Annotated in this window: 12 protein-coding genes; 2 read left to right on the top strand and 10 right to left on the bottom strand. The window is 56.6% G+C overall.

Annotation, left to right across the window (positions count from 1 at the left end):
• Positions 1-54 precede the first annotated feature (54 nt).
• Positions 55-1,392 (top strand): DUF2254 domain-containing protein, encoded by a 1,338-nt coding sequence (locus tag UB23_RS06130; RefSeq protein ID WP_045058433.1) that lies wholly within the window; start codon positions 55-57, stop codon positions 1,390-1,392.
• 153 nt (positions 1,393-1,545) lie between these two features.
• On the opposite strand, the gene UB23_RS06125 is transcribed toward UB23_RS06130, so the two are convergent.
• From UB23_RS06125 to UB23_RS06085, 9 genes are all read right to left on the bottom strand, one after another.
• Positions 1,546-2,793: a cation:proton antiporter gene (locus UB23_RS06125; protein WP_045058432.1), complete on the bottom strand. Its 1,248-nt coding sequence runs from the start codon at positions 2,791-2,793 to the stop codon at positions 1,546-1,548.
• 306 nt (positions 2,794-3,099) lie between these two features.
• Entirely contained in the window at positions 3,100-3,405 is a 306-nt protein-coding gene (locus UB23_RS06120; protein ID WP_045058431.1) for a DUF6388 family protein, read from the bottom strand.
• A gap of 66 nt (positions 3,406-3,471) precedes the next feature.
• Positions 3,472-4,578, bottom strand: coding sequence for a D-alanyl-D-alanine carboxypeptidase family protein (locus UB23_RS06115; protein WP_236695841.1), 1,107 nt, complete (start codon positions 4,576-4,578; stop codon positions 3,472-3,474).
• Positions 4,579-4,797: 219 nt separating this feature from the next.
• Complete coding sequence (locus UB23_RS06110) at positions 4,798-6,183, bottom strand: sensor histidine kinase (protein WP_045058430.1); 1,386 nt, start codon at positions 6,181-6,183, stop codon at positions 4,798-4,800.
• A complete protein-coding gene (locus UB23_RS06105; protein WP_045058429.1) occupies positions 6,161-6,841 on the bottom strand; it encodes a response regulator transcription factor in 681 nt (226 codons plus the stop codon). Before UB23_RS06105 ends, UB23_RS06110 begins: the two co-directional genes overlap by 23 nt.
• A 263-nt stretch (positions 6,842-7,104) precedes the next feature.
• The gene (locus UB23_RS30170) at positions 7,105-7,329 is read right to left on the bottom strand and encodes a hypothetical protein (protein WP_045058428.1); all 225 of its coding nucleotides are present in this window, start codon (positions 7,327-7,329) and stop codon (positions 7,105-7,107) included.
• Positions 7,326-8,669: a TolC family outer membrane protein gene (locus UB23_RS06095; RefSeq protein ID WP_236695840.1), complete on the bottom strand. Its 1,344-nt coding sequence runs from the start codon at positions 8,667-8,669 to the stop codon at positions 7,326-7,328. The genes UB23_RS30170 and UB23_RS06095 overlap by 4 nt, the downstream gene beginning before the upstream one ends.
• Position 8,670: 1 nt before the next feature.
• Positions 8,671-10,017 (bottom strand): HlyD family type I secretion periplasmic adaptor subunit, encoded by a 1,347-nt coding sequence (locus UB23_RS06090; RefSeq protein ID WP_045058427.1) that lies wholly within the window; start codon positions 10,015-10,017, stop codon positions 8,671-8,673.
• The gene (locus tag UB23_RS06085) at positions 10,018-11,754 is read right to left on the bottom strand and encodes a type I secretion system permease/ATPase (protein WP_045058426.1); all 1,737 of its coding nucleotides are present in this window, start codon (positions 11,752-11,754) and stop codon (positions 10,018-10,020) included. It lies immediately after the preceding gene.
• 312 nt (positions 11,755-12,066) lie between these two features.
• On the opposite strand from UB23_RS06085, the gene UB23_RS06080 reads away from it, so the two are divergent.
• Positions 12,067-12,753, top strand: coding sequence for a response regulator (locus UB23_RS06080; protein ID WP_045058425.1), 687 nt, complete (start codon positions 12,067-12,069; stop codon positions 12,751-12,753).
• Positions 12,754-12,765: 12 nt separating this feature from the next.
• Here the strand turns inward: UB23_RS06080 and UB23_RS06075 are convergent, their stop codons facing one another.
• Positions 12,766-14,253 (bottom strand): sensor histidine kinase, encoded by a 1,488-nt coding sequence (locus tag UB23_RS06075; protein WP_045058424.1) that lies wholly within the window; start codon positions 14,251-14,253, stop codon positions 12,766-12,768.
• Between the last annotated feature and the right edge of the window lie 420 nt (positions 14,254-14,673).

Genomic DNA, 14,673 nt, shown 5'->3' with positions numbered 1-14,673 from the left:
AACTTTGTTGGATGCAGCATCACTCATTTAAGGTTGGCGAATTGGAGAAATACCTTGAAAACGTTGCTGCTGAAGTATTGGTATCGTCTTCGGTCGAGTTTCTGGTTTGTACCAACAACCATGGCATGCTTGGCCGTAGCTTTGGCTTTCTCCTGCGTCGCGCTCGACAAAACCGTTACTGACGATTGGTTGCAGCTAGTTGGCTGGAGCTATTCGGGTGGGGCGGAGGGTGCAGGTCTAGTGCTGAGTACCGTTGCGGGGTCGATGATCGCCATTGCCGGGACTGTGTTCTCGATGACATTGGTGGCGCTGTCGCTTGCATCGTCCCAGTTGGGCCCGCGTTTGATGCGCAACTTCATGCGCGACACCGCTAACCAAGTGGTGCTTGGCACCTTTGTTGCGACGTTTGTGTACTGTCTGCTCGTCCTGCGAACCATCCGTCGTGCCGACGAGGTGGCATTCGTACCTCATCTCTCCGTCAGCATTGGTGTGCTGCTGGCGATTATCAGTGTTGGAGTGCTGATCTATTTTATCCACCACATATCGGTCTCGATCCAGGCAGATCAAGTCGTTGCGCGAGTCGGTCGCGAACTCGACGGCGGGATCGACAGTTTGTTTCCCGACGACTTTGGAAGTCCCGGTTCTGAAGCCTCAAACCCCGTAATCGAAGCTAACCTGCCAGCAGTGTTCGCTGGCGACGCTGCTGTGGTGAGCGCCCTTGATGACGGCTATCTCCAACTGATCGATGATGACGTCCTGATGGCGTTGGCCATCAAGGAAGATCTATTAATTCGGCTTGAGCGCCGGCCTGGGCATTACCTCATTAAAAGCAGGGCGATGCTAATGGTCTGGCCTGCTGAGCATGTTACTGAAACCTTGGCGGCCAAACTGCAAGCCGCCTTTGTACTGGGTAACCAGCGAACTGCTGCACAGGATGTGGAGTTCTCCTTCCAGCAGTTGGTCGAGATTGCTTTGAGAGCGCTGTCCCCGGGCATCAATGACCCATTCACGGCTGTCGCCTGCGTGGATCGACTGGGATCGGCCCTCTGTCGATTAGCCCGACGGGACATCCCGTCCCCCCTACGATTCGACAGCGAAGGGCGACTGCGGGTGATCGCGCCAGGATCCACGTTTACAGGCATCGTGGACACTGCGTTCAACCAGATCAGGCAAAGCGGGCGGTCGAACCCGGCGGTAGCTATTCGCATGCTCGATGCCATCGCCCAGATTGCTGACCATGTGCATTGTTCGCAAGACGCGGACTGTCTCCAGCGTCACGTCAACATGATCGTCAAAGGGGCGCGAGAAGCAGTGCCGGATCCGGACGACGTGAGCGCCGTGGAGACGCGCTATACAGCCACAACACTCAGGTTGCGTGAGGTTCGGTGCTGAGAAAACGATGCGTCTTGTCTTCAGATAGATCAAATGTGTTTCGAGTATATATTTCATACCTGAGATGTCAGACCATCGGTTCAAATTGCGAGCGATTCCAACCAATTTAGTGGAGCGCAAAAAAAATTCTGTTTTATTGGGCTGAAGATTCGATCAGCGTTCTGCTACATCGCAGGGAATCACCTTTTTTACCAATTTACCTACGGATATTCCCTGGACCAGAATCGAAAAAGCCACAACCTGGTACGTCAGGGCCACCACAACATCGCGAGCTTCGCCTCGCGGCAGCGACAATGCCAGTGCCACTGATATTCCGCCGCGCAGCCCTCCCCAAGTCATTACACTCCAGGCGCCTTTGGGAAGCCTGAAGCGTTGACCTAAGACTGCAATCGGAGCTCCGACCGTCAGCAATCGAGACAGTAGAGTCAACGCTATGACCATCATGCCCGTAGCGAGCAGTGGACTGGAAAACTGAATCAGAACCACCTCCAAGCCGATTAGCACAAACAACACAGCGTTCAGAATTTCGTCGATCAACTCCCAGAACATGTCGAGATTTTTTTCGGTCTGTTCGGACATCGCGTGGGATCGCCCTTGATTACCTATGATCAATCCCATTACCACCATCGCCAGCGGTCCGGAAACATGCAGGTGCGTCGCCAAGGCATAACCGCCGAGCACAGCAGCCAATGTAATAAGGACTTCTTCCTGATAGCTGTCGATACTCTTGAGCATGCGATAGGTGATGTACCCGAAGACGGCGCCTAAAAGAATGCCTCCCCCCGCTTCCGTCAATAAGAGTTGCGATGCGTTGCTGATCGACGGTACGTCCCCGCTTGCGATGATCGCCAGAATTAGCGAAAACAGTACGACGCTGACGCCGTCATTGAATAATGACTCTCCCGAAATTACCAATTCAACACTATTTGGTGCGCCGGCTGACTTTAGAATGCCCATCACGGCAATTGGATCGGTGGGCGAAATCAATGCCCCAAAGACCAGGCAGTAGGAAAGCGGCAACTCCAGGCTGGTCAGGAATAACAATCCCCAGAGCCCGAAGCCAATGAGCAGTGTCGATAGAGTGGTCCCGATCACTGCTAAGGATGCAATCTGCCATTTGTAGGCACGCAGCTCAGACAAGTCGATGTGCAGCGCACCAGCAAATAGCAGCAGCGACAACATGCCTTGCATTAGCAGCTCGGAAAAATCGATGGACTCAACTAGCGATTTCTCCAAAGTGTGTAACGCGTGGAAACCCAGCGAGTCCGATGCCATGTTTAACAATGACAGACTCAAGGCAATAGCCATTACCCCGATGGCGGAGGGTAGACCGACATAGCGGCGATTGAGATAGGCGAGCACTGCGGTGATACAGAAGAAAGCCGCAATAGTGTCCAGCATGGTCGGATGTCTCCATTAAGGACAATTATTTCGTTGGAAAGAAATTGCCAGTGAACAGACAGATCCTGTTGCCAAGGTAGCTTAGGCACTCTTCATATTTCCACGTTGTTATTAGCCTGACAACCCGTGCGTTCATCGCCAACTCATCGATCAGGATGATTTTTTGTGAGATGCAAGCCCCACCGTTACCGCCAAAGCGTGTAGCCAGTCTAGCTGTGATTAGCCGCGGAACGAGGATAAACACCCGTTATCTAGACATTCACTCACGATAGTTCGGTCCGTGAGGCGTGAAATTGGAATATGCGGCTAGGACGAGTACTCGTTTATCCCATTCAGTTTGCAATAATCCTTCCAGTCCATTTCTACCATTTCTGCAACTTCTCGATGGAATTCCAGGGTCAGGAATTTCAGTTCTTCGGGAGATTCTGAAATCAGCGTTAGCGTCAGTTCCCACACCTCTATCCCCAGACGCGCGGCCTCTTGCTCAAAGGCCGACTCAATGCACAGTTTTGTTTCATCCTGACTCAGTCCCTGGACAGCGTCATTGAGTGATGAGTCGCCATTAAAGAATTTCGAGAGCGCCAATTCTCTTCGTAAATCATCTGAGTTCATCAGCTGTTCCAGCCCTGTGAGCCGTCCGGATCTTTTTGCCTCGACGTAGTATGGTATTGACTCTAGTCAGGCAATATCAGTCTCATCGAACCACTCGCGGATCGTTTTGGTAAAAAATAGATGCATTGTGTCCCACCAACGTTTCCACCAGTTGCCTGGCTCCCCGTTTTCAAGTGCTATCAATGGTTGGCTTCCGAGCTTTTGCCCAGCGTCGTACAGTTCCAGTCTTCCAACGACGGCCCCAATAGCGATAGGCGCTTCGAGCGGTCCATCAATTTCCATGCGTGTCTCTAATTCTCGATTTTTATTCTTGGGTAAGGTGAGGGTCATATCGTCCAGCAACCCCACGGCGATCGATCGTTCTTTACCTTTCCAGAGCGCAGACCACATGAGTATTTTCCCGGCTCTTTTGTAGGTTTGGGTATCGTAGAAACGAAAGCCGTAACCCATGAGTTTTTCCGTTTCTGCAGTGCGTTTATGTGTGCTGCTTGCGCCAAGTATCACACTGATCAAACGCCGCCCGCTCCGATGAGAGGAAGCGACCAGGCAATAACCTGCTGCGTCGGTATGGCCGGTTTTCAATCCGTCGAAGCTTGCGTCACGCCATAACAGAAGGTTGCGATTGGCTTGCCGTATTCCATTCCAGGTGAAGTGTTTCTTGGCGTACAGCCCGTAGGAGTAAGCACCTTCACTGATGATCGCCCGAGCCAATGTGGCCATGTCTCGGGCCGATGAATAATGCTCGCGCTCAGGCAGCCCAGTGGAGTTCATGAAGTGCGTATTGCTCATTCCCAGTGTATTGGCAGTCGTATTCATCATTCGGACGAAGACGCCTTCGCTTCCGGCCACATGTTCGGCGAGAGCAACGCTTGCGTCGTTACCAGAGTCGATGATCACACCGCTGAGTAAGTCGTGAACCGAAACAGAACTGCCGGGGTCGAGAAACATGCGTGAGCCGCCGGTACGCCAGGCATTTTCGCTGACCGTGACCATGGCATCCGCTTTCATACGCCCGGCCTTGATCTCACGTGTGGTGACAAACGCCGTCATCATTTTCGTCAGGCTGGCTGGCGGTAGACGCTTATCGCTGTTGTGGCTGGTGATAACGGTACCCGTTGCAGCGTCGATGAGTATCCAGGCTTTGGCGCCGAGCTTTGGCGCAGCAGGGATCATAGCCCCTCGTGTGGGATTGTCAGCCAGAGCAGGGCTCGCCCAGGCAAAAGGCGTTGTTACGCAGAGAACGGTTAACAGGAGCCGGAACAACAGGTATTTCACAAGCAAAAGGCCTTGGGTCAGCAGAAGTTGCTGACAAGCTAGCCCTCAGGGCCGGGGGGGCCCAAATTAAGCTGGATTAAGTTAAATTTAATGTTCGGCCACCGATGATTACGTAGATCAGTCGGAAACCATCGGGCAGTGAATCAAAACACGGGTACCACGACCGATGGCGGCAGGCTGGATATCCAGCGAGTAATCGTGCAATTTTACAATGGCAGCGACCAACGATAAGCCAAGGCCGTGTCCGGGTTGCATACTGCTTGCCTCACCTCGATAGAGCCTGCGAATGACATGTGTACGGTCCGCCTCTGGTATCCCGGCCCCATCGTCGGCGACCTCAATGATGACCGTTGAGTCCTTTATGCTACCGCGCAATTTGATATGCCCGCCCACCGGCGTAAACTTGATGGCGTTATCCAGCAAGTTGACCAGCGCTTCGAACAGCAACGATGAGTCGCCATACAATCTGGGCAAGTCGCTGGTGATTTCCAGGGACAGCGTCTGAGAGCGGTCCAATGCAAGAGGTTCATAAAACTCATGTGCCTGCTGCAACAGCGCCATGATCGGAAAAGGAGCAAAGGCCGAGCGGCGACGGATATCGTCGAGTTCGGCAACCCGAAGCAGTCCTTGAAAGCGCACCATGATTGATTCGCTTTCTTCAAGGGCCTGATTCAATGTGTGTTGGTGATCACTGTCCAGAGGCAATTGTTGGAGCTGATAAAGCCTTGCGCGCAACCGGGTCAGTGGCGTTCGTAGGTCATGGGCGACCCCATCGCAGACGCTCTTGACCTCATGCATCAGTTGCTCGATATGGTCGAGCATCGTATTCACGGCGCTTGCCAGCATATCCAGTTCATCACGGCGGGCTGACAAGGGCAAACGCTCCGCCAAGTTGCCTGAAACGATACTTTCCGTACAAAGCTGCAGGCGTTTGACACGACGCAACGGTCGGCGTCGCAACAAACGCCAGCCAATTAGCCCGGGAATCAGTGTTAACGAAAATCCCCACATCAAGGCCTGTTCGATAATCCCGCCCACGGCAGAAATCGAGCCGCCGTCACGCGCCAGAATAAGAATATGCCCGTCGGGTCGGCGTGCTAACAGCGCATAACTGCTTCTGGTTTCTTTGTCGGGTAACGCAATGCTCAGTCCGCGCTCAAGATAATGAACCTTGCCGTCATCGGGCAAACTGGAGCGAAGTTTGAGCAGGTCCCCGGCAACGTGCCGTCCTTCGGGAGTGAATAATCCGTAAGCATCGATCCCGGGTGTCGAATAGGCTTCGCTGGCAGCCAGTTCCTTCACCAGTTGTTTATCATCGATCTTTTGATAGTAATGGGCACGCTGCAGTAATGTTCGCTCTGCAACGGTTCCCAGATAGTGGGAGATTTCCCAGTACAACACACCGGTAAAGAGTGCACCCCAGGCCACAAAAAACAGGGCGTAGAAACCGATCAATCGACTACCGGACGAGCGCCATTCTTCAGTCTTTGGCAGCAAGGACATAACCGGCACCGCGTATTGTATGAATGGCGGGGGTCCCTTCATCGCCTTCAATTTTTTTGCGCAGCCGACCGATGTGAACATCTATGATGTTTGTCCCCGGGTCGAATCGATAACCCCAGACCTCTTCAAAAAGCATGGTGCGGGTGACCAGTTGGCCGGCACTGCGCATCAAGTAATTGAGCAGCTTGAATTCCGTTGGCAGCAGCAGGATGTGTTCGTCATTTCGCGTCAGTTTGTGCTCGACCAGGTCCAGTCGCAGGTTTCCGCAACTGAGTTGCGGATGGCTTGCATCTGTACTGGTGCGCCTTAGCAACGCGTCAAGACGCGCAACCATCTCGATAGCAGAAAAGGGTTTGGTCAGATAGTCGTCGCCGCCCGCGCGAAGCCCTTGGACGCGTTCATCCACATCAGAAAGCGCACTGATCATCAGGACTGGCGTCTGAATACCCAGACTACGCAACGTACTGACAATCGTCAGTCCATCAAAGTCGGGAAGCATCCGATCCAGGGTAATAGCGTCGAAACCTCCTGCAATCGCCAGGGCAAGGCCGTCTCGTCCAGTAGCGGCCCATCTTGAACTGAACCCATGGCGTTGGAGTTCAGCAATGATGACCTCCGCCGTCACCTTGTCGTCCTCTATGACCAGCGCGCAACTCATAACTTCCTCCATTGCTACCTGTACTCGGGCGACTCCGACGCAACGTCGACAGCCAATGCAGGCGTACCCTAGTGACCAACGAGCCCGCCGAATATTAAATATTTCTTAACCCACCTTAACCCCATCGCCAGCTAAAGCACGGATATATTCGCCACGACAACGGATCACTCGAACTGAAAGGATGAAAGATGTGACCCCTTATCTGGCTTTCTTTTTACTGACGTTCGGCTTGGTGTGTTCCTACGCGACATGGGCCGCAAAGACTACCAGCCGGACCGTTCTGCAACGTGACGCTGGCGCCAAAAATGGACCCGGCCTTCGAGTATCACCACGTCGCCCTGGACCTTGACGTGTATCCCGTCGGCTTCTACCTCGGCATTGCGCTTGATGTCGCCTTCGGCGACGGCGCGTACACCTTTGAGGCGCCTGAACGACGAAAAATCCTTGAGGTGAATCAACAAAGCGGCCGACAGCCCCGCGGTGTTCAAAACGCCAACTTCGGCCCCAGGTAGGCATTGGCGCTGGCGATGTCGTCATCCCCCAACGCGCCCACATCCGCCGCCAGCCGCAGTTTGGCCAGCAGGTAACGCAGCTTGGCTTCGAACAGATCGCGCCGGGCGGTGTAGATCTGTTCCTGGGCGTTGAGGATGTCGACGTTGGTGCTGGAGCCAGCGAGGAAGCCCTTTTTCGAGGAGTCGAGTGAACGCTCGCTGGATTTGACGGCTTTTTCCAAGGCGCGGATGCGCGCTTCGCCGCTCTGCACCCCGCGAAATTCCCGGGTGGTGCCGGAGATGATTTCCTCGCGGGTGGCGTTCAGATCCTCTTCGGCCTGATCCCGGGTGGCGACGCTTTGCCGGGCGCGGGCGCTGACGTAGCCGCCGCTGTACAACGGAATATTCAGCTCCACGCCAGCCGAGCTGTAGCGGTTGCGCTGGTTTTGAGTGGACAGGGTTTCACTGTCGGCGGCGGTGTAGCCCAGCACCAGATCCAGGGTCGGCCAGTGACCGGCCTTGGCCTTGGCCACTTCTTCGTCGGCGGTGTTGACGTTCAAGCGGCGGGCCCGGATCGAGGGGCTGTTTGTCCCCGCGCGAATAATCCATTCCTGCAGATTGTCCGGTTGCAGCGGTGGCGTGGGGAAGGTGTCTTGCAGGGTGGCGATTTCATCGGGTGTCTGCCCGAGGTATTCCTGCAACAGTCGCCGTGCCACGGTCACGCTGTCTTCGGCTTCGATCAGCTCGGCCTGGGCCAGGTCACGACGGGCCACCGCTTCGTCGACGTCTGTGATGGTGCCGTCGCCGAGATCCTTGCGCCGTTGGGTCGAAGCCACTTGTTCATTGAACGATTTGAGTTTGGCCGTCGCCAGTTCCACGGTCTCGTGGGCCAGCAACACGTCAAAGTAGCGCCCGGCCAGCTTAACGGCCGCATCCTGCGCCTTGCCGTCGAACACCGCCACACCGTACTCGGCCTGATATTCGCCTTGGCGATACTCGGCCATTTTCTGCTTGTTGAAGAGCGGTTGGCGCAGTTGCAGTGTCGCGCCCCGGGAGTTGTAGTTCAGGTCATTGGTCTGGCTATTGCCGAAAAAATCCGGCTGCTTTTGCGTGCCGTTGATGTGGTTGTCGAAGGCGGTGATGCCGATTTTCGGCAGCAGCCCGGATTGACCGATAGTGCGGTTTTCCAGCGCCGCATCGCGTTCGTGACCGGCAGAAAGATAGGTCGGGCCCTGGAACTGCATCAGGTTCCAGGACTCGCGAAGGTCCAGCGCCGCCACCGACTGAGCCAGGCCCAACAGGGCGACGAAACCGATGAACCGACCCCGGCTGCTCACGTCATTGCTCCTTGAACGCACTGTTGACGCGGTCCAGCAGCGGCTTCAACAGGTAGCTGAGCATGTTGCGCTCACCGGTCTTGATGGTGACTGACGCGGGCATGCCCGCGCGGATGTGATTGCTGCCGAGCAGGGCCATGCCGGCGGGCGTCACTTCGATCTGTGCCAAATAGTAGGGCTGTTTGTTGTCGTCGCTGACCAGGCGGTCGGCGGAAATGGTCAGCACCTGGCCCGGAATGTTCGGTGTCTGCACGTGATTGAACGCGGGGAACGAGATGGTCACCGGCAGGCCTGGCGTCATCCGGTCGATGGCTTGCACCGGCACCATCGCGTCGATCTGCAACGGTTCGTGGGCCGGCACGATCTCCATGATCTTGAAACCGGGCGCGATCACGCCGCCGATGGTCGACACGTTCAGGCCCTGGACCATGCCGTCGATGGGCGAGCGGATTACCGTGTGCCGGACCTGATAATCCAGGGCCTGCAAACGGTCGGTGAGGGCACTGTTTTCCTTCTGCACATCAGCCAGTAGCGACTGCACTTCCTTGCGGTAGTCGTACTCGCGTTGCAGGATGCGCAGCTTGATGTCGGCGACTTGGCCCCGCGCCCTGGCAATGTTGTTGAGGTTGTCGGCCTGCGAGGCGTTCAAGTCCGAACCGGTGCGTTCGAGCTCCAGCATGCGGTTGCGGGGCACGTAGCCTTCGGCGGCGAGTTGGCGGACCCCGACCAGCTCCTGATTGAGAAACCCTATCTGAGCCGAACGGGCACTGAAGATGTGCTGCAAACCCTTGATCTGCGCCTCGGCGGAGTTGAGCGACTCGCGCAAGATGCCGATCTCGCCCTCAAGGCTGGTGCGGCGCGTGGCAAACAGATGACGTTGCAGGTTGATGGCGTCTTTCAGGTGATCGTTGCCGGCATAGCGCTGCAACATGGCGGGGTCGAAAACCACGTCGGCGGCGCCATCGCGTTCGGCTTCCAGGCGGTTTTCCATGGCTTTGGTGGCGATGTACTGCGCGTTCACCACCCCTTGTTCCGAGAGTGCCTGGGTGGCGTCGAGCCGCACCAATTCCTGATCCTTGCTGACGCTGTCGCCTTCACGCACTAGAATCGCGTCGACACTGCCGCCGGTGATGTGCTGGATGGCTTTGCGGTTGCTGGTGACCTTGACTGTGGCGGTGGCGACGATGCCGGCGTCCAGCGGGGCCAGCCAGGACCAGAGCAGAAATCCGCCAAAGCCGAGGATCACCAGCAGCACGCCCCAACGTGCGGGGCGAAGGTCGTCGACATCGATACTGGCTGCCGCGCGCACCAATTCCTGGCCTCGCGGATCAAGACTCAAGGCGCCCATTTATTCTCTCCCGCGAACGGCTGACAGGGTTGGAGCGCCCACCGACGGCAGCACGCTGGTCTGGCGCAACGCCGCGAACACTTCATCCCGGGGGCCGAACAATTGTGTGCTGCCTTCACGCAGCATCAGGACTTTATCGACGGTGCCGAGGATGCTCGGGCGGTGGCTGATCAGCACCGTGGTGCAGCCCCTGGACTTGAGGTCTTCAAGCACCTCGATCAGGGCTTTTTCCCCGGCGTCGTCGAGGTTGGCGTTCGGCTCATCCAGCACGATGATCGACGGCTCGCCATACAGCGCACGAGCCAGGCCGATGCGTTGGCGCTGTCCACCGGACAGCGGGTTGCCGTCCACATCCAGGGGCGTGTCATAACCATGGGCAAAGCGCAGGATCATGTCGTGCACGCCGGCCCGCTTGGCTGCCACGATCACGGCATCACTGTCGACTGCGCCGAAGCGGGCGATATTGTCGGCAATAGTGCCTTCGAACAATTCCACGTCCTGGGGCAGGTAACCGACCCAGGGGCCGAGCTCTTCCTTGTTCCACAGGTAGACGTCCACACCGTCGAGCCTCACTTTGCCGCTTTGCGCCGGCCAGATGCCCACCAGCAGCCGTGCCAGGGTTGATTTGCCCGACGCGGACGGGCCGATGATGCCCAGTGATTCACCCGGCGACAGGTTGAAGTGCGGCCCGCGAAGGATCGATTGGCTCATGCCCGGCGCCCCGGCGTGCAAGTGCTCCACCGAGAGCATGCCCAGGGGCCGTTGCAGCTTCATCGCATCGGCTCGGGGCGGAAAATCTTGCAGCAGTTGCTTGAGCCGCGCCCAGGCGCGGCGGCTGGTCAGCAATTGCTTCCAGCTGCCGATCAGTTGCTCCACGGGTGCCAGCGCGCGGCCGCTGAGGATCGAGCTGGCGATCATCATGCCGGGGGTGATTGAACCTTCGATCGCCAGCAGGGCACCAGTGCCGAGGATCAGCGATTGCAGGGTGATCCGCACGAAACGCGCGAGGCCGCTGATATAGGCCGCGCGGTCGGACGCCAGGGTCTGCATTTCGAGAATCCGCAGGTGGCTGCCGAACCAGCGCCGGGTGATCGCCGGCAGCATGCCCATGGCCTCGATGACTTCGGCGTTGCGCAGATTGTTGTTGGCGAAAGTGCCCGAGATCTGTGACGCCAGATTCGCTTCGTTCAACGGCTTTTTGGTGGCGATTTCAGTGAGCCAGGTCAGGGATACCAGAATCAGCGAGCCGCACAGGGTGACGATCCCGAGCAAGGGGTGGATCAGGTAGGCGACGAATAGGTAAATGGGCGTCCACGGCGCATCGAAGAACGCAAACAGGCCGTTGCCGGTAAGAAACTGGCGTACTTGCGCGAGGTCTTGCAGGGCTTGCGCCGGGTTGCCGCCAGCACGCTGCAGGTTGCGCTCGAAAGCGGCGGTAAAGACACGCCGGTTCAGGGCCATGTCCAGTCGGTTGCCGACCCGGATCATTACGCGAGTGCGCACCACTTCCAGCATGGCCAGCAAGGTGTACAGACCGATCATCAGCAGGGTCAGCATCAGCAGCGTGGTGAGGTTGCTGCTGACCAGCGCCCGGTCATACACCTGCAGCATGTAGATGGCCGGCGCCAGCATTAGCACGTTGATGACACCGCTGAATCCGGCCAGCGAGTAGAACGTGTGGCGCAGCCGAAAAAACACCTCGGCAAACTCGGATCGCTGCTGGTTTTTCTTGTCCATCGGAAGGTCCATTGCTGTCGGTGTATGTACCTCAGCGTAGGGGGACGACGGTTGGTCGGATGACGCGCCGACCCGGTTTTTACGCGTCAATGTTTTTTTGACGTGTTTGACGGTGTTTAAGAACAACAGGTTGCGTATTTTCTTTCGGTAGATAGTGATGAAAGTTGCTTCTTGGCGGACTAATTTCGTGCGACCTAAGTCTAATTTGTGGCACCGAGGTGTTCGCCCATTCGATCAGTGCACAGCGTTCGCCGGGGTTACCTGCTATTAATCAATGGGAGTACGAATGCTTGACCATTTCAGGAGCGTGTCATGAACCCTTTCATTCGGATCGGCATTGTCGACGACCACCCGATGTTGCGTGAGGGAGTTGCCAACACACTGAGGAAGAGAACGGATTTGCAAGTCGTAGAGCAGGGGAGCACTGCGAACGAAGCCCAGGACATCGCACTGCGCTTGAGACCGGACGTGATGCTGATGGACGTCAATATGCCGGGCGATGTGTTTGCTGCCGTTCGTTACATCTCCACTCAGCTTTCGGGTGTGAAAGTCCTGATGCTCACGGTGTCCGAGTCCGAAGATGACGCCTACTCAGCGCTCGAAGCGGGGGCACGCGGTTATGTATTGAAAGGGATCAGCGGTCCGGACCTGGTTCTTGCGATACGCTCGATCTCCAGGGGCGAAACGTACATCACCCCGGACTTTGCGCAAAAGCTCCTGAGCAACTTCAAAAAGCATGAAGCCGAAGTCCGTAAGATCGACCTCACCCACCGGGAGGAGCAGATCATTCGTGAAGTATCAATGGGCCTGACCAATAAGGAAGTGGCTTCAAAGCTTTTGATCAGCGAAAAAACCGTGAAGTACTACATGACCTGCGTGATGCAGAAGCTTCATGTGCGCAACCGTGTCGAGGCCGTCACAGCCCTGCGGCGCTATTGGGAGCGCGAGGCCGTCGGTCGCCTGCACATCGGGGCAGTGAGTAATCACATGGATATGTAAGGTAGCCCATGGCTAAAGCTTGAACTGTGCATTCACCGCAGTGCCGTCGGCGGATGAATCGATGCTGAACAGTCCCCCCAAGGATTCAACGCGGTTGCGCAAACCGGCGAGCCCCAGTCGAGTTCTGCCGGCTGTGTCGACCATCATGGCGTCAGCCGACATACCCGGCCCGCTATCTTTGACGCTGATGTGAAGCAGGCCGTCCATGTAGTCCGCGCTGATGGCCTGGCCTTGGCCCCGGGCATGACGGTAGGCGTTGTTGAGGGTCTCCTGCACAAACCGGTAAAGACACAGTTTGAAGGGCAGCGGCGCGTCCTCGGGTAACGCCCCCAGCGTGACTTTGACTTTGGTGCCGGTGCGTTGTTGGTGTCGCTGTGCCACCAGGTGCAATTCATCCTGCAGGCTAAGGTTGTTTATCTCTGGAAGCGCCAGACCCCGCGATAGCTCTCTGACCTCACGCAGGGCATCGGTCGCTGCGCCGCGAATGGTTTCCATTGTCTCCTGATCGACCGCCGTGCAAGTCTCGGCCAGGTCATCGAGGCGGATCAGAATCAAGGTCAACAGCTGCGCCGGGCCGTCATGCAGGTCTGCACCGATGCGGCGCAGTGTCAGTTCGTTAATCCGTGAGAACTCTTGGGTCGCGGTGCTCATCTTGTGCTGGAGCGTGGCGTTGTGATCATGCAACCGGTTTTGTTCCTGCAACCTCATTCGCAAGGCCACCTGCTGGCGTTGAATGATTTTGTCACCGCCTCGCACCAGGAAGAACAGCAGCGTCAGCATCGCCATGGTCGCGGCACCAACCACCATCCATACTTGCTGGCGGACGCGTTTGATCTCCTGTTCCAGGCTGTCGGCCTTTTCATAAAACTCGCCTACGGCGATGATTTTTCCCGTGGAAATCTCGCGCAACGGTGCATAAATCTCATAGAGAGGCACATTCATGTTTCGCTCGAATTCGTTCTCTTCCTGCGTCAGGTCCTCAAGGTCGGTCACCACGTTACCTTTGAGTGCATGGGCAATTTCTTCCATCGGAAACTTGCGATTAGTGATGGATTTGTCCGTGCTATAGACCACCGTGCCGTCCGGTCGCCAAATTTTGATGGAGACGATGTGCCGTTTCAGCGAACGGCTGTCCATCAAGCGGTCCAGGGAGCCGACGCTTTGCGGCGAGAGGATGTTGTCGCGACTCATCTCCTGCACATAGGGCTCCAGAAACGCCTCCATGTAGTGGGCGCCGGCTTCCGCCGCGCTTTGTACGGCGGCCCTTTCTATGCGCTCACTGACCAGCTCGCCGACAAAAAACATGGTAAGCCCCAGGATTAGTGCGGCGACCATCACGAACTGCGTGGAGCGGCTTAGCTTGCGTATCTGATCCATCAGTCGGCTGCGCAGGTTGGCATGCCGACCACTATCGGAGACCGGTATCGGGCCATCCGGCGTCTCACCCTGTTCGGCGATAAATGTCTCTCTTTCCGAGTGGGCGTTTGAGTCATTCGCCATTGCTTCAATTCCCCAATCATTGCTCGCCGTGGGTGGTAAAACAGTGCATCAACCGCAGAGTGCCATGGTCCAACTGCCTATACGAACAGCCTCACTATAGATGGACATTCGGTGCAACAGGCGACGGCCTGTTGCAGGGCGTGTAGCGACCTGTCCAATCTGGGGCGATTCACTCTTCAGGGGCGACCAAAGTCGAGTGTGCGCCTGCGACGAAGGTCCCGATTCTTGATTGGACCTTCGCATCTATCGGTTTTCGTTGGCCTCCCCGATGCTTTAGGTGACGAAAAAAGCGATTTGGACTCACTCGCTTACGGGCTGCCCTCAAGGTTGGGATCAAGGCCAGGCCAGTCATGACAGATCTGAAGTTTGAAACCTAATTTGACAGGTGAAATATCATGGCCACGCGCTATATTTTGAAGC

It is taken from the genome of Pseudomonas sp. ES3-33 (assembly GCF_000952175.1).
Lineage (GTDB): Bacteria > Pseudomonadota > Gammaproteobacteria > Pseudomonadales > Pseudomonadaceae > Aquipseudomonas > Aquipseudomonas gregormendelii.
Note: the sequence above shows the minus strand (reverse complement) of the source record. Positions and strands in the feature narration are given on the sequence as shown.